The sequence below is a fragment of the Nonomuraea marmarensis genome (genome assembly GCF_043197025.1).
Lineage (GTDB): Bacteria > Actinomycetota > Actinomycetes > Streptosporangiales > Streptosporangiaceae > Nonomuraea > Nonomuraea marmarensis.
This window is the reverse complement of sequence record NZ_JBICRM010000007.1, coordinates 37654-57310: the sequence shown is the minus strand read 5'-3', so window position 1 is coordinate 57310 and position 19657 is coordinate 37654. Positions and strand designations below refer to the sequence as shown.

General features: G+C 69.1%; 22 protein-coding genes and 1 pseudogene. 10 read left to right on the top strand and 13 right to left on the bottom strand.

What is annotated here, in order from left to right; all coding sequences use genetic code 11:
* Positions 1 to 5: 5 nt before the first annotated feature.
* The 10 genes from ACFLIM_RS13290 to ACFLIM_RS13245 all read right to left on the bottom strand — a co-directional run bounded on the left by ACFLIM_RS13290 (position 6) and on the right by ACFLIM_RS13245 (position 10640).
* Positions 6 to 875: a carbohydrate ABC transporter permease gene (locus ACFLIM_RS13290; RefSeq protein ID WP_393164950.1), complete on the bottom strand. Its 870-nt coding sequence runs from the start codon at positions 873 to 875 to the stop codon at positions 6 to 8.
* Positions 876 to 877: 2 nt separating this feature from the next.
* The gene (locus ACFLIM_RS13285; RefSeq protein ID WP_393164948.1) at positions 878 to 1762 is read right to left on the bottom strand and encodes a carbohydrate ABC transporter permease; all 885 of its coding nucleotides are present in this window, start codon (positions 1760 to 1762) and stop codon (positions 878 to 880) included.
* Between the two features lie 70 nt (positions 1763 to 1832).
* A complete protein-coding gene (locus ACFLIM_RS13280; RefSeq protein WP_393164946.1) occupies positions 1833 to 3128 on the bottom strand; it encodes an ABC transporter substrate-binding protein in 1296 nt (431 codons plus the stop codon).
* A gap of 96 nt (positions 3129 to 3224) precedes the next feature.
* Entirely contained in the window at positions 3225 to 4202 is a 978-nt protein-coding gene (locus ACFLIM_RS13275) for an aldo/keto reductase (protein WP_393164945.1), read from the bottom strand.
* A complete protein-coding gene (locus tag ACFLIM_RS13270; RefSeq protein WP_393164943.1) occupies positions 4202 to 5107 on the bottom strand; it encodes an NAD(P)-dependent oxidoreductase in 906 nt (301 codons plus the stop codon). Before ACFLIM_RS13270 ends, ACFLIM_RS13275 begins: the two co-directional genes overlap by 1 nt.
* A 3-nt stretch (positions 5108 to 5110) precedes the next feature.
* Positions 5111 to 6538: a four-carbon acid sugar kinase family protein gene (locus ACFLIM_RS13265; protein WP_393164941.1), complete on the bottom strand. Its 1428-nt coding sequence runs from the start codon at positions 6536 to 6538 to the stop codon at positions 5111 to 5113.
* Complete coding sequence (locus tag ACFLIM_RS13260) at positions 6535 to 7236, bottom strand: FadR/GntR family transcriptional regulator (protein ID WP_393164939.1); 702 nt, start codon at positions 7234 to 7236, stop codon at positions 6535 to 6537. The genes ACFLIM_RS13265 and ACFLIM_RS13260 overlap by 4 nt, the downstream gene beginning before the upstream one ends.
* An 89-nt stretch (positions 7237 to 7325) precedes the next feature.
* Entirely contained in the window at positions 7326 to 7694 is a 369-nt protein-coding gene (locus ACFLIM_RS13255) for a barstar family protein (protein ID WP_393164937.1), read from the bottom strand.
* Positions 7695 to 7701: 7 nt separating this feature from the next.
* Entirely contained in the window at positions 7702 to 8115 is a 414-nt protein-coding gene (locus ACFLIM_RS13250; protein ID WP_393164935.1) for a ribonuclease domain-containing protein, read from the bottom strand.
* 125 nt (positions 8116 to 8240) lie between these two features.
* A complete protein-coding gene (locus tag ACFLIM_RS13245) occupies positions 8241 to 10640 on the bottom strand; it encodes a CehA/McbA family metallohydrolase (protein WP_393164933.1) in 2400 nt (799 codons plus the stop codon).
* A gap of 270 nt (positions 10641 to 10910) precedes the next feature.
* On the opposite strand from ACFLIM_RS13245, the gene ACFLIM_RS13240 reads away from it, so the two are divergent.
* Both ACFLIM_RS13240 and ppk2 read left to right on the top strand, forming a co-directional pair.
* Positions 10911 to 11297 carry a DoxX family protein gene (locus tag ACFLIM_RS13240; RefSeq protein WP_393164932.1) on the top strand — a complete coding sequence of 129 codons (387 nt, stop codon included), beginning with the start codon at positions 10911 to 10913 and terminating at the stop codon, positions 11295 to 11297.
* A 115-nt stretch (positions 11298 to 11412) separates the two neighbouring features.
* Positions 11413 to 12312 carry a polyphosphate kinase 2 gene (ppk2, locus tag ACFLIM_RS13235; RefSeq protein WP_393164930.1) on the top strand — a complete coding sequence of 300 codons (900 nt, stop codon included), beginning with the start codon at positions 11413 to 11415 and terminating at the stop codon, positions 12310 to 12312.
* A 7-nt stretch (positions 12313 to 12319) separates the two neighbouring features.
* Here the strand turns inward: ppk2 and ACFLIM_RS13230 are convergent, their stop codons facing one another.
* Complete coding sequence (locus tag ACFLIM_RS13230) at positions 12320 to 12964, bottom strand: TetR/AcrR family transcriptional regulator (protein WP_393164928.1); 645 nt, start codon at positions 12962 to 12964, stop codon at positions 12320 to 12322.
* Positions 12965 to 13029: 65 nt separating this feature from the next.
* On the opposite strand from ACFLIM_RS13230, the gene ACFLIM_RS13225 reads away from it, so the two are divergent.
* The 4 genes from ACFLIM_RS13225 (at position 13030) to ACFLIM_RS13210 (ending at position 15048) form a co-directional block, all read left to right on the top strand.
* Entirely contained in the window at positions 13030 to 13440 is a 411-nt protein-coding gene (locus ACFLIM_RS13225; protein ID WP_393164927.1) for a VOC family protein, read from the top strand.
* Positions 13437 to 13916 (top strand): quercetin 2,3-dioxygenase, encoded by a 480-nt coding sequence (locus tag ACFLIM_RS13220; RefSeq protein WP_393164925.1) that lies wholly within the window; start codon positions 13437 to 13439, stop codon positions 13914 to 13916. Before ACFLIM_RS13225 ends, ACFLIM_RS13220 begins: the two co-directional genes overlap by 4 nt.
* Positions 13913 to 14053 (top strand): hypothetical protein, encoded by a 141-nt coding sequence (locus tag ACFLIM_RS13215; RefSeq protein ID WP_393164924.1) that lies wholly within the window; start codon positions 13913 to 13915, stop codon positions 14051 to 14053. The genes ACFLIM_RS13220 and ACFLIM_RS13215 overlap by 4 nt, the downstream gene beginning before the upstream one ends.
* Before the next feature lie 263 nt (positions 14054 to 14316).
* Positions 14317 to 15048, top strand: coding sequence for a hypothetical protein (locus ACFLIM_RS13210; RefSeq protein ID WP_393164923.1), 732 nt, complete (start codon positions 14317 to 14319; stop codon positions 15046 to 15048).
* A 180-nt stretch (positions 15049 to 15228) separates the two neighbouring features.
* Here ACFLIM_RS13210 and ACFLIM_RS13205 read toward each other — a convergent pair.
* Positions 15229 to 15381: pseudogene (locus tag ACFLIM_RS13205) on the bottom strand (dihydrofolate reductase family protein); the annotation flags it as partial.
* Positions 15382 to 15452: 71 nt separating this feature from the next.
* Here ACFLIM_RS13205 and ACFLIM_RS13200 point away from each other — a divergent pair.
* Positions 15453 to 16751: a hypothetical protein gene (locus ACFLIM_RS13200; protein WP_393164922.1), complete on the top strand. Its 1299-nt coding sequence runs from the start codon at positions 15453 to 15455 to the stop codon at positions 16749 to 16751.
* 104 nt (positions 16752 to 16855) lie between these two features.
* Complete coding sequence (locus tag ACFLIM_RS13195) at positions 16856 to 17323, top strand: hypothetical protein (protein WP_393164921.1); 468 nt, start codon at positions 16856 to 16858, stop codon at positions 17321 to 17323.
* A gap of 35 nt (positions 17324 to 17358) precedes the next feature.
* Here ACFLIM_RS13195 and ACFLIM_RS13190 read toward each other — a convergent pair whose 3' ends face one another.
* On the bottom strand, positions 17359 to 17520 hold the full coding sequence (locus ACFLIM_RS13190) for a hypothetical protein (protein WP_393164920.1): 162 nt from the start codon (positions 17518 to 17520) through the stop codon (positions 17359 to 17361).
* Between the two features lie 339 nt (positions 17521 to 17859).
* Between ACFLIM_RS13190 and ACFLIM_RS13185 the strand changes: the two genes are divergently transcribed.
* Positions 17860 to 19323: a hypothetical protein gene (locus ACFLIM_RS13185; protein WP_393164918.1), complete on the top strand. Its 1464-nt coding sequence runs from the start codon at positions 17860 to 17862 to the stop codon at positions 19321 to 19323.
* Between the two features lie 27 nt (positions 19324 to 19350).
* Positions 19351 to 19635 (top strand): protealysin inhibitor emfourin, encoded by a 285-nt coding sequence (locus tag ACFLIM_RS13180; RefSeq protein WP_393164916.1) that lies wholly within the window; start codon positions 19351 to 19353, stop codon positions 19633 to 19635.
* Positions 19636 to 19657: the final 22 nt, after the last annotated feature.

The following is a 19657-nucleotide window of genomic DNA, read 5'->3' as shown; positions in this document are numbered from 1 at the left end:
GGTGGTCAGCCGCGCAACGCGCCGTTGAGCAGGCCGTTGACGTAATAGCGATGCAGTACGAGGTAGAGCACGATGCACGGGATCATCGCGACGACGATGCCGGCCTGCAGCGCGCCGAAGTCGATCTGGCCGAAGGTGCCCTCGCGCACGCTGACGAGCATGAGCGGCAGCGTGAACTTCTCGCCGGTGCTGAGGAAGATGAGCGGCGCGAGGAACTCGTTCCACGAGGCGAGGAAGGCGAAAAGGCCCACGGTCACCACGCCGGGCGTCACGATGCGCAGCGAGACGTGCCGCAGCGCCCCGAGCGGGCCGGCGCCGTCGAGGAACGCGGCCTCCTCGAGTTCGCGCGGTATCGAGTCGAAGGCGTTGCGCATGATGAGAACGCCGAACGGCAGCTGGAACATCACCAGCACGAGCCCCAGGCCGATCAGCGAGTCCTGCAGCCCGAACACGCCGAGCAGGATGTAGAGCGGCAGCAGCATCGTCGCGTACGGAACCATGAGGATCGCCAGGATGGTGACGAAGGTGAGGTTCTTGCCCCTGAACTCGTAGCGCGAGAAGCCGTAGCCCGCAAGTACCGAGATGACGACCGTGCCGGCGACGGTGATGAGCGCGACGATGAGGCTGTTACCCGCGTAGGCGGAGAGCCCCGCGCCATATTTGCCGAGCGTCTCGTAGCTGCCCAGCGAGAGCGAGCGCGGCAGGAAGGTCGGCGGGATCGTGTTCGCCTCGGCCGGGCTCTTCAGCGAGTTGAGCACCGCCCAGATGAGCGGGAAGAGGAAGAGCGCGGCCAGGATTCCCGCGACGAGGTGAAACGCGCTCGTCTTGGCGCCCGACCAGAGCGTGAACGGGGCTGATGCGGTACGGGTGACCATGGTCAGACGTCCTTCCTGCGCAACAGCGGGAGCTGGACCGCGCTGATGATGAGCAGCACCACGAGCAGCACGACCGACAGCGCCGCGGCCTTGCCCATGTCGAAGTTGACGAAGGCCGTGTTGTAGACGGCGAAGACGACGCTCACCGTGCTGTTGTCCGGCCCTCCCTTGGTGAGGATGAGGAACTGGTCGAAGGCCAGCAGCGACCCGGTCACCGAGAGGATGAAGAGCAGCGCGAGCGTCGGCCGTACGGACGGGATGGTGATGTAGCGCAGCTGCTGCAACCGGCTCGCCCCGTCGACGCGCGCGGCCTCGTAGAGCTGGGGCGGGATCGACTGCAGGCCCATGAGCAGCACGATCACCTGAAAGCCCATGAACTTCCAGGAGACGAGGATGATGATCGACCAGAACGCGAGCGTCGGGGTCGCCAGGAACGCGACGGGCCGCTCCACGAGGTGCAGGCCGACGAGCACCTGGTTGAAGACGCCGATGACGGAGTCGGAGTCGACGAACCAGAGCAGGGTGGCCGCGGCCGTGCCGACGACGTACGGCAGGAAGTAGCTCGTACGGTAGAACTTCGCCCCGCGCCTGCGGCTGTTCGCGATCGCGACGAGCACGAACGAGATGAGGAACATGACGACCGTCGTCACCGCGGTGTAGACGAGAGTGAACCCGATCGCCTTGGTGAAGACGCTGTTGCGCGGGATCGCGAGGTAGTTGTCGAGCCCGGTGAAGCTCGGCGTGCCGAGCAGCGGATAGTCCTGGAACGACATCCAGATGAGGATGCCGAGCGGGATCAGGAAGAGTATGAGCGTGATGAGGCCGGCCGGGGCGACGAAGAGCGCCCCGGTCCGCGCGGCCGGCGATGTTCGTTTGGAGACTGCCATCGTCCCCTCCTCGTTCCCGTGCAGGCGGTGCCGCCCTCTCCCCAGGAGGACAGCAGCGCGGGGGTTGGTGCTATTGCGCGCTGTCCAGCGCCGACTGGATCGTCTGCTGGCCCGTCTTGACGGCGTCATCCGGCTTGGCGCCGAAGACGGCGCCGCGGACCATCGCGATCCACGGCCCGGTCGGGTCGTTGAACGCCTGGCCGAAGGGCAGCGCGAACGGGGTCTTGCCGGTGGCGACGCCGTCCATGATGAACTTCGTGCGCGGGTCCTTGGCGGTGTACTGGTTGCCCGCCAGGTCCGTGCGGACGGGCAGGTCACCGTTCTTCGCGACGATGTCGACCTGTTGCTGCTCCTGGAGCGTCCACTGGAGGAAGTCCCACGCGGCATCCGCGTGCTCGGACGAAGCCGAGATCGCGGCCGAGTCGCCCCCGACGAAGGTCGAGCCGCCCGAGCCGTCCGGCGCCATGAGGTGCGCGACGCCCCAGTCGAAGGAGTCCTGCTTCTGCAGCGCGCCGACGATCGCCGAGCCCTGCGCCATCATGCCGACATTTCCGGACTCGAAGTTGTTGGCCCAGGTCGAGCCGTCCTGCGTCATGGCGTTGGAGGGCATCACGCCCGCGTCCCACAGTTGCTTGTACAGGGCGAAGACCTGCTTGACGGTGTCGTTGTCGAAGTTCGCCTTCTTGCCCTGCTCGGCGAGGACGTCGACGCCGCCCGCCCACATGTACGGGAACATCGTGTACGCGGTGCAGCCGCCGCAGTTACCGCCGAAGTCGAAGCCGTAGGTGTCCGGTCCGAGCGCGCGGATCGCCTTGGCGTCGGCGAGCAACTCGGTGAAGTTCGCCGGCGGCTTGTCCGGGTCCAGGCCGGCCTTCTTGAACAGCGTCTTGTTGTAGAAGAGCACCGAGGAGGCGAGCTTGTGCGGGATGCCGTACTCCTTGCCGTTCCACGTGCCGGCCGCGATGTGCGCGGGCGCGATGCCGCCGGCGAACGGCAGCGCCTTGATCCGGTTCGTCAGGTCGAGGAAGACGCCCTTGCTCGTGTAGTTGGGCATGTAGACGACGTCGGAGACGACGATGTCCGGCAGCGCGTGGGCGCCCGCGGCGGTCCCGACCTTCTGCAGGAAGCCGTCGTCGGGGATGCCGGTGACCTTGACCTGGTTCTTGTGCGTCTTGTTGTAGGCGTTCACGAGGTTGGTGGTGAACGCCTCGGTGGGTGAGGCGACCCAGAGCGTGACGGTCTGCGGACCGCTGTCCGACCCCGATCCCGACCCCGAGCCCGAGCAGGCGGCGACGCCGAGGAGGACGAGAGCGGTGCCGAAGGCCGGCAGGGCGCCCCTTCTGAACGGTATACGTGTGTATCCCATGGCGCACTTCCTTGTCGTGAAGGGCATCTGACACCTGACGCCTGACATCAGACGTCTGTTGGGAGATCTTAGCGACGCGATCCAGCTCTCCACCAGCTATCGGCCGCCCTCAAGCTTGCGGCTGCGCTGCTCCAGGCCACGCTCGCCGTACGGGTAGTCACCGGTGACGGGTGCGCTCGCCGCCCCGAGCAGGGCGAGTTCGCCGGCCTCGAGCACCAGGTCGAAGGCCGCCAGGTTGTCCTCCAGTTGCTGGAGGGTACGCGCTCCGAGGATCACGGAGGACACGGCCGGTTGCGCGGCGATCCACGCCAGGGCGACGCGGCTGGACGGCACCCCCCGCCGCTCCGCGATCTCCCCGAGCGCGCCGAGCGCCGCCTGGACCTGTTCCAGCCGCGCGACCGGCAGCCCGTCGAGCGGCCGCCTGCCGGTGAGCACGCCCGCCGCGAGCGGGGACCAGACGAGCAGTCCCAGGCCGTTCGCCTGGAGCGCGGGCATGATCTCCCACTCCAGCTCGCGAGTGAGCAGGTTGTACTGCGCCTGCAGGGCACTCGGGCCGATGAGGCCGCCGAAGGACGCGACGTCGACGACGCGCTGCACCTGCCAGGCGGTGAAGTTGGAGAGTCCCACGTAGTGGATCTTGCCCGCCCGCACGGCGTCGTCGAGGAAGCGGAGAGTCTCCTCGATCGGGGTGTGCGGGTCGAAGGAGTGCGCCTGATAGAGGTCGATCGTCTCGACGCCGAGCCGTTCGAGCGAAGCGTCGAGGGCCTGGGCCAGGTGCTTGCGAGACAGTCCGACATCGTTGGTGCCGGGCCCCGTCGGGAACCGCGCCTTCGTCGCGAGCACGATCTCGTCGCGCACGTGCGCAGGCTTGCTCGCGAGCCAGCGGCCGACGATGTGCTCGCTCGCGCCGCCACCGTAGGCGTCGGCGGTGTCCAGGAGCGTGCCTCCGGCCTGGGTGAAGCGGTCGAGCTGCGCGAAGGCCTCGGGCTCCGCCGTCTGCTGCCCGAAGGTCATCGTGCCCAGCGCGACGCGGGAGATCGAGCATCCGGACGAGCCCAGGGTGGTGTGGCGCATCAGGCGGCCTCGGGGTCGTCGTGCCGGGGCGACAGCAGGGTGACGACGGAGGAGTCGTCGCGCGCCCCGAGCCCATGGCTGTCGGCGAGCAGGTAGAGCTGCTCGGCCGCCGCGGCGAGCGGGGTCGCGACGTGTGTCTGGCGGGCGACCTCGGTGACGATGCTCATGTCCTTGACGAAGATGTCGAGACGCGACTTCACCTCCGCGCCGTCGCCGTACGCCTGCAGCATGCGCGGGCCGCGGTCGGCGAACATGAAGGAGCCGCCCGCCCCTTGCGAGAGCGCGGAGATGACGGTCCGCGGATCGACCCCGAGCCCGCGGGCGAGCGCGATCGCCTCGGCCGCCGCTGCGATGTGCACGCCGGCGAGCAGCTGGTTGATCGTCTTGAAGACCTGGCCATCGCCCGCCGCGCCGCCGACGATCGTGAGCGTCGAGGCGAGCCGTTCGAGCACGGGCCGGGCGAGCGCGAGCGCCTCGGCCGCCGCGCCGACGAGCACGAGCAGGTCGCCCTCGCCCGCGCGCACGGGTCCGCCGCTCACCGGAGCGTCGACGAGGCCGATGCCCGAACTCGCCAGCCGCTCTGCGATCACTCGTACGGCCGCGGGCCCGATGGTGCTCGTCAGCAGCACGACCCCACGGAACCCGGCGCCCACCACGCCGCCGGCCCCGAACAGGGCCGCCTCGACCTGCGCCTGGTCGCGCACGGCCAGCACGACGACGTCGCTGCCGGCCGCCGCCTCCGCCGCGCTTCCTGCGGCCGTCGCGCCGCCCTGGACGGCGGCACTCAGCCGGGACTCGTCGATGTCGTAGGCGCGGACGGGGAAGGCGCCGGCGAGCCGCAGCGCCATGGGCAGGCCGATGGCCCCCAGCCCGATGTGCGCGACGCGCGATGCTGCTGGTGACATGGACTATTCCTTTCTCAGGCGGTCGGTGACATCGGCCAGGGCCTCGTCGTCACCGACGTTCCCCGCGAAGACGACGTAGGGCAGGCCCGCGGAGCGGCCCTCGGCCGCGACCCACAAGGAGACGATGCCGGGCAGCAGCGTGCCGAGCACCCGGGCTCGTACGATGCCGAGCCCGTCGGTCGCGACGTCCGAGGAGGTGATGCCGCCCTTCGCGATGACGAAGGCGGGGCGCACCCGGGCCGTGACGCCGCGCACCACGCGCACGACGCCCGCGCTGATCGTGCGCGAGAGCGCGAGGTTCGCCTCGCCCGAGCCGGCGGTGAGCAGCACCCGGCTCGTCGAGAGCACGACCTCCTCGCTCGCGAGCAGCGCGACGACCCGCTCCACGACCTCGGCGACGTAGGCCTCGACACCGCCGGGGTCGAGCAGCCGATCGCTCTCCAGCTCGATGAGGGGAGCCGGCAGGCGCGTCCGCAGGCGGTCAAGCTGCCGGGTGGTCTGCGCGACGTGCGAGCCGACGACGACGAGGCCGTGGGCGGTCGCGGAATCCGTGAGCGAGCGCAGCCGCGCGTCGTCGATCGGCGGCACGGCCACCTGCCCGCTGCGCGAGCGGACGAACGAGGGGCCCACCCGGTAGACGAACGTTTTGCCCATCCGCTCCGCTTCGACGAGGGCGAGCGTGAGCATCCGCAGGTCGTCATCGCAGGCGGCGTCGACCGCGACGGGACGTCCCGCATCGAGGGAGGTCAGGCGGGCCACGAGAGCCGGCAGATCGCCCGACCGCAGCTCGCGCAGCGTTATCACGGGAACCTCGCGCCGCGGGATCGCGCCGCCGCTCTTCTCCTCGACCCAGGCGGGCAACGCCGACGCGCGATAGCCGAACGTCGCGTCCCGGGCGAACTCGCTCTCGCCGACGGGGAGCAGGCCTCCGGTGGTGCGGAGCCAGTGCTCGCCGTCGACCGTGACGCGGCCCGCGTCGATGTAGGCGGGGGCGAGCACGACCGCGTCCACCTGCCGGTCCAGCGTCTCGGCGATGACGTCGGTCTCCAGCGGGAAGTGGCCGCGCAGCGTCGAGTCACCGCGGCTGGCGAAGACGACCTCGACTCCCTCCAGCGCGGCGGCCTCCAGACTGGCCCGTACGACCTCGCGGTCTCGTGCCGCCGCGTCGGCGGCGGCCATGCCACGTGTGTTGACCAGCACGAACACCGCCGGAGCGCCCTGTGCGAGCGCCCATCGGAGGTCGCCGACGGACCAGCGCGTCAGCACGGGCAGGCCGGAGACGGTCTGAGTGCCGGTGGGATCGTCATCGAGCACGATCATGCGGCGACCGGACGCCACCGCCGCCGCGAGTTGCTCTGGGGAGACCTCGAAGGCCGGCGGCTGACCGTCGAGCACGTCCTCGATCGGACGGGTCGATTCCTTCGTGCTCACTCCGGGCCGTCCAGGACGTGTTGCCTGAGGTCGCGCTGCGTCTGCCGCATGTGCGCTTCCATCGCCAGGCGCGCCATCTCGCTGTCGCCCGCGGTGAGCGCGCTGATGATCTTGGCGTGTTCCTCGATGGCGTTCCGCTGGATCTCCGGGACCGCCGAGGTCTGACGCCTGGCCTCGATGAGCAGCGGGCCGAAGGGGCCGAAGAGCAGAGGCACGAAGACGTTACCGCTCGCGTGCATGATGACATCGTGGAAACGGATGTCCGCGTCAACGAAACGGGTGACGTCCCCGTCCGCCGAGGCCGCGCGCATCTCCTTGAGTTGCACGCCCAGCTGTACGAGGTCGTCCTCGGATCTGCGTTCCGCGGCGAGCTGCACGGCACCGATCTCGATCATCCTGCGTGCCTCGAGCAGGCGCTCGGGCACGAGCCCGAGGTTCTTCGACGGCGTCGCGGAGGCCCGGACGACCGCCTCGAGCGACGTCCATTCCTCTGGCGGGTTCACCTCGGTGCCGCGACCTCGGCGGATGCGCACGACGTTCTGGGTGCGCAGGATGCGGATCGCCTCACGGATGGTGAGCCGGCTCACGCCGTAGGAGCCGGCGAGTTCGCCCTCAGGAGGCAGTGGCCGGCTCGGGGTCAGCCGCCCGTCGATGATCTCCTGGAACAAACGTTCCGCGATGCTCTCGGCAAGTGTCACGAGCGGCTCCCTTTGACCCATCCAGACACCTGACGTCTGATGTCTGGCATCACCGTAACTTAGCGCCTGCCGGGTCGCAAGGAGGAGTCTCAGGTCAGCGCGGCGGCGACCCGCTGCCGCAGCAGAGCCTCATGGCCGGGGTCGGTGCACAGAGTCACGGTCAGCCCGGCCTCGGCGGCGACGGCGAGGACCGCCAGCAAGGTGGCGAGCTGGTCGGGAGGCTCGGTGCTGAGCAGTTCCTCGGCGTGCTCCACGATCAGGGTGATGGCGCCGGTATCGCGCAGGGAGTCGGTGAGCGCGTCCCAATTGCGGCCGAAGTAGCCGGGGAGGCGCAGAGCCCGCGCCGCCTCCTCGAAGAAGGCGGCGCGGGTCCGGCAAGCCCGCCCGTCCACCACCGCCGGTGCCGGGTTGGTGGACACCGTCAGCCAGTACGGCAGCGGACGCGCGGCGGAGGTCATGGAGTTCCTAGAGCCGGTAGAAGTCGGTGTAGTGGTTGGGCGAGAACCACGTCACGCCGGTGCTGCGGTTGACGACGATCCGGTACGCGTCACGCGCGGCACCCCGCGCCCGGGAGTACACGTCGTACTCGTAGTAGGTGGCGCCGCTGGGGAGCTGGCCCTCGCGGTTGTAGAAGCGTCCGCCCGTGTAGTTGTACCTGCCGTCCGGCCAGGAGTACCAGCCGCTGCTGGTGGGGTAGCCCTTGGCAGCCCAGATCGACTTGGCCGAGCGCGCGTCGGCGCACCGCGAGATGGTGCAGGAGCTGTAGACCGCGGCGTTGGCGGGGGTGATGCCCGCCAGGCCGACGAGGGACACGATGGCGGCGAGGATGACGGTGAGCCTTACCGGCCAGGCTGGTCCGGGGCGTTGCGGAGTGTGCACGAATCCTCCTTGTGGGGGGTGCGACGGGACACTGTAAAGATCATCGCTGATCTCATGTCAAATAACGACAAAGATCGCCAAAGGGATGGTGAACACTTCGCGGACAGCTCAGACCAGCCCGGCGGTCAGCGGGTCCGGAGGAGATGCACCTCCTGGGTCACGTCGCGCTGGGTGCGGGTGGCCGAGCGGTCGGTGGTGAAGACGACCACGCCCCGGTCGGCGGCGGGCCAGGTGTTGTTGCCCGGCGTGGTGAGCTGTTCGGCGGCGGTCCAGCCGGTGCTCTCGCGCCGGGAGGTGAAGACCTTCCAGCGCCAGTCGGCCGAGCGGGAGTCGTACCACACGGCGCGTACGGTCTTGTCGCGGTCCTGGCTGAGGCGCGGACGCTGGCTCATCGCGTCCGGGGCGAGCCCGACCTGCTCCGACGGCGACCAGGTGCGGCCGCCGTCGGCCGACCGGGAGGCGCGCAGCGACAGGTTGGTGCCGGAGCTGCGCAGCACCCTGGTCTCCCAGATGACCACGAACCCGCCGTCGCCGTCGGCGGCGATGCTCGGGTGCCGGTCGGCCACGTCGGTGGCCGCGCTCACCTGTGCCGGCTCGCTCCAGGCGCCGTCGGACCGGACCGCAGCAAGGATCTGCCAGTTGTCCGGGTCGGTGCCACCGGGCTGCTCGCCCGGCTTGGGGGTGTGCCCGGTCCACAGCGGGTCCGGGTCGAAGCGGTTGTCCTGCCAGGTGACGACGGCCCGCCCGTCCCGGCCGACCGCGACCGAGGGGAACAGCGACGCGGGGAAGCGCGGCGAGCGCGCGTCCTGCGGCGTGCCGAGGTCCACGTTCTTGCCCGGCGCGGAGAGGTTGACCGGGGCCTGGTCCACGCCGACGACCTGCGCGTACACGTCGAAGGGCCCGCGGCCGTTGTCCGCCCACACCACCACGGGGTGCCGGGCGTCCAGCAGGGCGAGGTCGGGGTGCACGGCCCGGCCCGAGCCGCTGGACAACCGAACGGCGGGCTCGAACGTATGGCCGCCGTTCCGGCTGTGGCGCAGCAGGATCACCGGCCGGTGCGGCTGCTCCTTGCCGAGCTCGTCCTGCCACACCACCCAGACGTCGTCCCCGGAGACCGCGATCCGCGGGAATCGGGCGGTGGGTGAGTCACCAGAGAGGGTCACGGTGTGGTGCCCGTCCGGTCGCCGGTACATCACCGAGGTGCGGGAGTCGTCGTGGACCTCGGCGACCACGTGCGTGCTGTCCCCGTCCACGGCCACGTCGGCGAAGCCGGTGAACCGGCCGGCGCCGCCGATCGCCAGGCTCGCCCGGTCGCCGCCGCGGGGCGCCGGGGGGAGGGCGATCTCGGGAGCCGGCTTGGCGGGCGCCCCGACCGAGATGAACACCGGGGAGGTCGCGCCGCGCAACTGGTCGGGCAGGTTCGGGTCGGCGTCACGGCCGGACAGCGCGCCCGGCGCGCGTACCTCCGCGCGGTACCAGGTGTGCGTGCCCTTGAGGGAGACGGGCAGGTGGTAGGTCTCGTCGTCCGAGCCCGGCGTGTACGTCGCCACCGGCCCGGCCGAGCGGCCCGGCGAGGCGTACACGAGCACGCGGGCGCCGGCCCCGTGCTGGACGCGGACCCGGAGGGACGCCTTCTTCGGCAGCCGGTCGTCCCGCAGGACGATCTCGTCACCGCCGAGCGCCTCGTACTTGCCGTCGCCGTCGAGGTCGGCCTCGATGGTCACGAAGGGGCCGGTCCGGTGGTAGGAGACCGTCGTACGGCCGGCCCGCAGCGCGTCCAGGATGCCGCGTACCGAGCGTTCGGCCGCGAACACCCAGGTCGTGGGCTGGCCGGGTCCGGCGGTGCCCCACAGTTCCCGGAAGTGGCAGTCGCTCGCGGCGACCGCGCCGAACCGGAACCCGGCGTTCCACCGGTTCTCCGTGTAGTCGATCTGAGCGTCCGGGTCGGAGGCGACGTTCCACACCTCGACGGTGTTCATCCCCTGGGCGCTGGCGTTGTCGTTCGGCCCGCCGTCAGGCGTGTACTCGCCGTCGTCGGGGTGGGCCGTGGACCAGACGGCGTCCTGGGCGTGGGCGTCCCAGATCGACTGCTGCACGTGCCGGAAGGCAGGCGAGCCAGGCGGGTTCGCCCCGTCCACCACCGTGTCCACCGCGCCGAGCACGATCGCGTGCGGCGATCCGTTCGCCTCCTCGCCGGGCACGAGGAGCAGCTTGGACGACTGCCACTGCGGGTCCCAGTGCTGGTCGTAGGTGCGGTGGTCGGTGAGCGGCAGGAAGTCCAGCCCGGTGCGCTCCGCCTCGCCGATCTGGTCGGCGACGGGGAGGTTCCCGGGCAGGGTCTGCTTCGACTGCTGGCGGGGCAGGCTGCCGTCCGCGGAGTGGTCGTTGTGCACGTGCGTGTCACCGGCCAGCCACTGCCCCTGAGGAGTCTTCGAGTCGGCCAGGGCAGGGGGCGTGCCCATCCCGCCGGCCGCGACCGCCGCGCCCCCCGCGACCGCCACGAAATGCCTGCGGCTCAGTTCCATCTGGTACGCCTCCCTGTGCCTGGATCTGGATCGGCGCTGACCCTAGGGAGGTATCAGCTCAAAAACGTAAATAACTCGCGAATCACCCATGCCGTACGGACGAACCTTTGGGCGTCGTGCCGGCGGCGGACGACAGGAATTATTCGGCCGTGAGCGCGGGAGACGTGAGTCACATCGCGGAGGGTGCATGTCACGCTCCCAAGGTCGAGGCTCTCTCAGGAGAGACCAGGTGCGGCACCGGACGCCGTCACCCTTCCATTTGGAGTCCTCATGTCCACCGCCTACGTCGTCACCGCCTTGGTGACCACCGCCGCCAACACCTTCTCCGGCTTCGCCGCCATGACCCGCCTCAAGCCGATCATGCGGACGCTCGGTCCAGCACTCGAGCGGGCGGGAGTGCCGGAATCGTGGCTGGTCTTTCCGATTGGCGCGCTCAAGGCCGTCGGCGCGCTGGGGCTGGTGCTCGGTCTCCTCGGCGTGCCACTGATCGGTACGGCTGCCGCGGCCGGCCTCATCCTCTACTTCGTCTGCGCCCTCTACACCCACCTGCGGGTCAGCGACTTCTCGCCGCAGTTCTTCCTGGCGATCGGCTTCCTCGGGCTGGCGGTGGCCACGCTGGCGCTGGACCCCGCATTGGTGCTGAACGTTGCGAGCTGACAGCACCACGTTGACGGCGATGCCCGACGGCTCTTTGTGGCCGGCCGCTGCAGCACCTCGGACATGGGCCGGCGGGAACGGCTTCACGCCACGATATATGGGCAAGGCGGTAGGTATGGAGCAGGTTCCGCTGCTGGACTCCACTCCGGGTCTGCTCGTGGACGACAGCGACGACGACGATCCGGTGCTGCTGCGGCCGGACGGAACGCAGGTAGACACCTGGCGTGAGTATTACCCCTATGCCGAGCGCCTGCCGCGGCAGGAATACGACCACTTCAAGCGGTTGCTGCAGATCGAGTTGCTGAAGCTGCAGTACTGGATCAAGGACAATGGCCAACGCCTGGTGATCTTGTTCGAGGGACGTGACGCGGCGGGCAAGGGCGGCACGATCAAGCGGTTCATGGAGCACCTCAACCCCCGCGGGGCCACCGTGGTGGCGCTGGAGAAGCCGTCGGAACGCGAGCGCACCCAGTGGTACCTGCAGCGCTACGTCGCCCATCTGCCCGCCGCCGGAGAGATCGTGCTGTTCGACCGCTCCTGGTACAACCGTGCCGGGGTGGAGCGGGTGATGGGGTTCTGCACCGAGGCCGAGTGCCGGGAGTTCATGCGGCAGGTGCCGCAGTTCGAGCGGGCGCTGGTGCGCGACGGCATTCACCTGATCAAACTGTGGTTCTCGGTGACGCGCTCGGAGCAGCGCACCCGCTTCATCATCCGCCAGGTGGATCCGGTACGGCAGTGGAAGCTGTCGCCGATGGACGTGGCCTCGCTCGACAGGTGGGACGACTACACCAGGGCCAAGGAGGAGATGTTCCTCAGCACCGACATCCCCGAGGCGCCGTGGACGGTCATCAAGAGCAACGACAAGAAACGGGGCCGCCTGGAGGCGATGCGCCACGTGCTGAGCCTGTTCGACTACGACAACAAGGACCACCAGGTGGTCGGCGTCCCGGACCCGCTCATCGTCAGATCCGCCTCCGACATCTTCGACGAAGACCACAGCGAACCACCCAAGTGATTCGACTTCATCGCAGGATCGCGTCGGCGAGGATCTTGTTCATCCAGCGTTCCCACCGGTCGGGCGTCCACCCGCGTACGTCGGTGAGCAGGAGGTAGACCTCGAAGCTGACGAGGGTGAAGATGACGTCGGCCGCCTCCTCTGTCGACAGGTCCGGGCGCAGGGCCTGCTTGTCGGCGAGTTGCCGGGCGAGGGTGTGGTGGGCGATGTAGCGCTGGTTCTGGTTGGTCTCCCATTGGGCGGCCATCTCGGCATCGGCGCCGGCCGCGTCGCGCACGATCTTCATGATCGGTGCCACCCGGCCGAAGATGGCGCGGCTGTTGGTCAGCCAGATGGCCATGGCGCGGCGGCCGTCGGGCTCGTCGCGTACCTGCTGTGCCCAGGGCCGGTCCAGCACCGGTATCGGCTCGTCGTCGCCGACCGCCAGCACGTCGACGATCTCCTTGAGAACCGTGGCCTTGTTCCCGAAGTGGAAGTACACCGTCTGCACCGCGACGCCGGCCGCGGCGGCGATCTGATCCAGGGTGGTCGCGGCGTACCCCTGCCGCTGGAACAGCTCCAGTGCCGCGTCGATGATCCGTCTGCGGGTGGCACGCGCTTGAGCTGCCCGGCGGGTGCCTCGTCCGGCGGTGCTCTTGACAGGATCGCTCATTCGCTAGAGCCTACTCTAAAGAGATTCGCTAGAGTCGTCTCTAGCGAGATGCTCGGGAGGTGCTCATGGATGCAGTCCTCAGCGGTTTCCATCACGTCAAACTTCCAGTGACGGAGGTCGAGCGCAGCCGCGACTGGTACGAGCGCGTGCTCGGTTTGCGCGTCGTCATCGAGTTCGTCGAAGACGGCAGCCTCATGGGGGTCGCCCTGCGGGATGCGAACAACACCGTCGACGTGGCCCTGCGCTGCGATCCGGTACGGGCCGCCGCGATGGCCGGATTCGACCCGATGGCCCTGTGCGTGCCCACCCTGGGCGACCTGAAGGCCTGGCAGCAGCGGCTGGAGGATCTGGCCGAGCCGCACGGCGGCATCATCACCGGTCACGTCGGCCAGGTACTCGTCGGCCTGCATGACCCCGACGGCATCGAGATCCGGTTCTACCACCCCACGCAGAGCGACCCCGAGGACGCCCGATGAGCTTCGATCCCACCGGCTACCTGCTCACTCCCACCGACGGGCCGCAGCTGTGGTTCCTGGACACCCGGATGAGCGTGAAGGCGGGCGCGGACCAGACCGGCGGCGCCTTCACCCTCATCGAGTGGTCCGCGCCGGTCGGCTTCGGACCGCCCCGGCACATCCACGACCGCGAGGACGAGGCGTTCTACGTTCTGGAGGGAAAGATCACCATCGACTGCGGGGACCGCCACTGGACCGCCGGACCCGGCGACTTCGCCTTCCTGCCCCGGCACATCCCGCACTCCTTCCTCGTCACCGACGGACCGGTACGCGGCCTGCAGATCACCACTCCATCGGGATTCGAGCAGTTCATCACCGAACTCGGCCGTCCCGCCGAACACCCGGGCCTGCCCGCGCCCACCCCGCCCGACATCCCCCGCCTGATCGAAGCCGGCCAGCGCTACGGCCACCAGATCCTCGGCCCGCCGCCCACGTGACCGGGCCCCCCACCGAAGCGGCACGCCTGAGATTCGCCGCGGACCTGGCCGAGGTGCCCAAGAAGTTCAACCGGGCCGACGACGGCACCGTGCCGGCGGCAGGTGAATACCTGGAGGCCATCGGCATCCGCCGCTGACCGAGGCACGGCCGGCCCGTGCCTCGTTCCAGGGGAGACTAGAACATGAGCCCGTACTCGATGGCCGTGGCAGCGGAGGCTGCCGCCTGCGCGGCCGCGACGGTGACCAGAGCCAGGGCGAGCATGATGACGAACCTGATGGCAGTACGCATGTGGGTCCCCTTCAGATCTCGATCAGCGGGTGCTACCACCTATTCGACGTTGGACGGGGCACGGACGGCTCCCTCGCCAAGGCGGATCGCCAACCCCTGACATCCAACCTCATGATCATACGTTTAGTGGCGGAGACGGCCGCCGGCCTGGCGCTCCTGTCCGGCACGGCCGCGCACGCCGAGCCGGTCAAGGGCGCGCCCGAGCTGACCCACAACGAGCTCTACCAGGCGGCCAAGCTGCCCAAGGTCGCCTGCAAGCTGAACAAGGGCACGAGCAGCGCCTCGACCAGGAAATACATCACCAAGCTCGTCGGCTGTCTGAACACGGCATGGAAGCCGGCCATCAAGGATTTCGTGCCGGTGAAGGTGACGTTCAAGGAGTCGGGCGACAAGCAGTCCTGTTCCACCGGGCTGGACGTCTCCGGCTCCTTCTCCGAGATCTGCGCCACGACCATCCGCGTACGGCTGACCAATGACTGGATCAAGGCCAAGAACGACCTCACCGTGTTCACGTCCATCGTCAGGACGTGGAGCGGGGTCGTGACCGGGCAGACCGGCATCGGGGAGGCCTGGTGGGCGCTGGAGAACGGCGCGTCGGAATCCGTCATGAACGAGCAGAACCGCCGGTTCTACCTGCAGACCGACTGCTTCGGGGGCGTGTCGGCGAAGGCCCTGGGGCGGGTGGTCAAGGACTGGAAGCCGGTGATCAAGATCCCGGACTTCTGGAAGAACAGGTTCCAGGGCAAGACCGCCAACCGCCTTTACTGGTTCGAGAAGGGCTACAAGGCAGGCAAGCCCGGCGCGTGCAACACCTGGACGGCCGGCTCTTCCAAGGTCGCCTGAGCCAGGACGTGCTGACGGTCGACGGCGGCCAGGAGGTCCGGCCGCCGTCTCCCGCGTCACCGGATCACGCGGTACGTGGCTGACGAGTGCGGTGCCCGACACGTCGCCGAGCTGTTCGAGGGTGATGTCTCCGACGTTGTCGAACAGCCGCTCGCCCCTGCTGAGGATCATCGGTACCACGTGCAGGCGCAGCTCGTCGATCAGCCCCGCCGCCAGGTACTGGTTGACTGTCCGCGCGCCGCCCGCGATGGCGACGTTTCGGTCGCCCGCGGCCTCGCGTGCCTGGGCCAGGGCGGCCTCTCCGCGGACGCCCGCCTTATCGCGAAATATCAACTCTTGTCCTGGTACGAGATCGCGGAGACACTCCGGACGGAGCCGTACGGGAGACAGAGCTGGGAGGCGCAATGAGATGGCGTGCCGTGATCGTCGCGCTGCTGATGACGCTTGCCACGGGGGCGGCCGAAGTCCCCAGCGACTCCTACGAGATATGGCTGGTCGACCAGTCCGACACGAACGGCCTCGCCCACGGCGGCACCGTGTACGTGTACGACGGCGGCGACGTCACCAGGCGTCTCTCCGCCGCCCGGCCGACCGGCGTGATCGACCTCGGCGGCGCCACATCGTCCCTGTGCCTGGCGAGCACCGGGCGGAACCCGGTCAGGCCCCACATGATCGTGTTCAACAAGGCCGACACCCACGCGGCGCTCGCCTTCGTCGCGAGCGGCCACGTGGTGATCTTCGACGCGGGTTCCCGGCGGCCGCTCGCCTGTCTCCTCACCGAGGCCGGAGCGGGCGGCGCCCGGCAGGCACACGCCCTCTGGCCCACCGAGGACGACCGATACCTCGTCATCGCCAACCAGAACGGCAAGAAGCTGGAGCGGATCCGTACCGACTACGCCGCCGGCGCGTTCACGCAGGAGCCCGCGGCGACGCTCGACCTGGCGGGCTGCACCACCCCGAGCGGCGCGCCGTGCCAGTCCCCTGGGACCCGCCCCGACAACGCTCCGATCTGCCCGTTCATCGCCTCCGACAACGGCCCGGTCTTCGTCAGCCTGCGGGGCGGCGGCATGCTCGTCGTGGACTGGCGTACTACGCCGATGACCATCGTGGGAGAGTACGACGAGGGTCACGTGCCGGCGAACGGCTGCGGCTTCATCGAAGCGAAGGGCGCCGTCTTCGGCGACGGGGGCGGCGGCACCCCTGCCAACCTCGACCAGTTCAGCGTCTTCCGGGTGCCGCGGAGCGGCTACTCCGCCTCGAACCCGCCGAACACGCCTCCCGTGCAGCGGCTCTACGACGACGACTCGCCGGAGCGTGACGCCCACGGCACCGCGGTCAGCGCCTGGGAGCGCCACGTCTGGGTGGGCGACCGCGACGGCAACGTGGCGGAGGTCTTCGACGGCCGCACCGGCGCCCGTGTCAACACGGTACGGCTGACGTCGCCGTTCAGCGCCGACCCGACGGTGGACCTGTTCGCCTCGTCCCCCGACCGCGCATGGGTGTTCGCGTCGACGCGCGGTCCGACCCCGCTCTCCGGCGACCCGCACTCCTCGCACGGTACCGACCCCGGCCTGCTGATCGTCCGCATGACGGACGAAGGTCGCGCCGGTCAGGTCCGCGGTCTGATCCCCATCACCAACGTCGACGCGGCGGGCGCCGAACGCGCCGACGCGCACGGCATCCGGGTACGACGCGTGCGCTGACACATCGCACGCGCCCGTCTGCCGCCGGCCAGGACGTAGGGTCCAGATCAGCAACCAGTTCCCCGGTCGCACCCACGGCGGCCCCTTGCGAGATGGAAGCCTGCATGACCGTCACTCCCGCGCACCTGCGCGCCCTCGCGAGCCGCGCCGAGGCGCTCACCACCGAGGTCCGGGCACTCTGCGACAGCGCCCCGAACGGATCGCCGGAACGCGACCACCTCGCCGTGGCGCGGCAGGCCGCGGACTGGCTGGCCCGAGGCGCCGAGGACCTGCAGCGCGCGGCCACGGACCTGGCCAGGCTCCAGGCCCAGCCGTGTGGCTTGCCATGGGGCGTCTGCCCCGAGCACGGCAACACCCTTTCCTCCAGCGCCGGCGTCTCCGAATGCCGGGTGTGCCACCGCACCTGGAACCACGACCGGCTCGGCCGGCCGTGCCGGGAGCCGGTGACGTGGAAGGTGATCGACCGGGCCAGGACGGAGACGAGAATGTGCGACGGGCACGTCCTCGGCGCCCGCGCGGCCGCCGAGGGCGCCACCTTCATCCGCCTCGACCAAGGGGGCGTGCGGCCGTGACCAGGGGGCCGATCGTTTTAGGGAATTTCCAATCTTCAGCCGATGGAGGTGTCCCAGCCTTCCTGACGTACCTCGAGGTGCGAGGAGTCGCGTAGGTCGCGGAGGATCTCCTGCCACGGGGCCGCCCGGTCGGTGCGTTCCCCGCCGGCCCGGGCGAGCATGATTGCGAACCAGCCCCCGGCCAGGTCGCCGATCACCCCCCTCGCCGCGCAAGTCCGCAAGCCCGCAAGTCGCAGGGGTGTGCTGGGAACAACGCGATGGCCGAGTCGTTCTTTTCGGTTTTGCAGAATGAATGGCTCGGTCGCTGCACTTTTCACTTTCAGCGCGCGAGACAAAGCGCGCCGTCAGGTTGACAATATGCGGATGTGGAGCCTCGGGCGCCGCCCCGGCCCTGGTCAAGCCTGGTTGAACCTTTGAAATCCCATGTACGCGTGATGATCCGGCACTGGGCACGATTCGAGAGGCGCTACATTTTATCAGGGGTGCCCGAGAACTCGAAATCCGAGGCTCTGGCCGTACGGGGGAGAGAAAATCAGATGATTATTCAGGAAGTCAGGGAGAAGACCATCCCTGAATACCGCGAAGTCGCGGGAGCGGCCGTAGCCGCCTCGACGATGCAACTGCTCCAGCCACCCTTCACGATGGCGGCGGCGCCCAGTCCGCGCCCGCTCCCGACCCCGATCCCGCTCCCGCCGATCGTCGGGCCCCGGATTCTCATCTACAAGCAGGATCCCACCATCGCCGAACTGGGCGTCAGGGCGATCTTCATCCCCAGCCCGGTGCTCAACGGCCCCACCGACGCCCGGATCATCACCGAACTGCCCGGCACCACACCCGTGGCGCGCAGCATCAACGGCGACTTCGTCTTCGTCCCCAACTCAGCGGAATTCGACTGCGCACACACGTACGCGGTCGTCCGGGAGACGCTGACGATGTACGAACGTCACAACGGCGGCACTCCCATTCCGTTCGCGTGGAACACCGGGGGGAACCTCGACCGGCTCACCGTCTTCCCGCGCGCCGCGGCCGGAGCCAACGCCTTCTACAGCAGGACGGCCAAGGCGCTGAAGTTCCTCTTCTTCACCCCGACCAGTTCCACGCAGGAGGTCTTCACCTGCCGCTCGCTGGACATCGTCGCCCACGAGACCGGTCACGCGATCCTCGACGGGCTCAAGCCAGGCTGGCTCGGCGCGGGGAACCCGCCGCAGACAGGTGGCCTGCACGAGTCGTTCGGCGACCTGACCGCCATCTTCCTGACGCTGTCGCAGCCGGACCAGGCCGAGGCGCTCGTCGCGCTCACCAAGGCCAACCTGCACGCCAAATCCTTCCTGTCGGCTCTGGCCGAACAGTTCGGCCAGGCACTCGGCCTGCCGTTCGGCCTGCGCAACGCCGACAACGACCTCAAGCTGAGCGAGGTCGGCAACGAGGTGCACTCGATCTCGCAGGTGTTCACCGGCGGCATCTACGACGTGCTCGCCGACATTTACGCGCACGAACGCACCAAGCAGGGCACGGTCAAGAGTCCCACCGTGATCCTCATGGAGGTCGCGGACAGGCTGTGCCACCTGATGTTCAACGCCATCGTGAAGGCGCCCGCCTCCGCGGCCACCTACACCGACGTCGTCAACCAGATGCTGCAGATCTCGGCCGCCCAGGGTGATCCCAACATCTACCGGACCTTCATCCGCAACCGGTTCGCCTTCCGCGAGGTGGTGACCTCGCCCACGCCGTTCACCGAGATGCTGTCCGGCGAGATGGATCTCATGAACGCCGACTACACCGGCGACGGCAAGACCGCGAAGGACGTCACCAGTGTGAAGGCCGCCGACGCATCATCCGCCAGCCTGCGCGCCGTACAGGACCGCTCGAGTTGTTGCGGCACCATGCAGCTGCCCGAGTTCCAGGTCATCGCCACGGACAAGTTGACGACCAAGGGCGACCTGGCTGACGACGACATCCTCGCCAGGGAGCTGGCCGCGCTCAAGAAGGCGTTCAAGTAAAGCCCGGACAACCTCGCGGAGTCAGACATGCGGGTAAGGATCGAGAGAACCGGCGGCTTCGCCGGCATCGAGGAGACCGTCGCCGTCTACGACACCGACGACCTCTCCGAGCAGGAGGCCGCCAAGGTGTACGACGCGCTGGCCGCGATCGAGGCCGCCACAGCTCGAGGTGAGGCCAGTGAGGTGGGCGCTGACCTGATGACCTACCGGATCACCGTCGGCGACGGTCCCGGAAAGGTCTACACGGTGTCCGAGGAGCCCTCGCCGAGGTTGGCGAAGCCGCTGGCCGTACTGCTCCGCCAACCCATCTGACCTGGGCTCCGCTTCAAGGCGC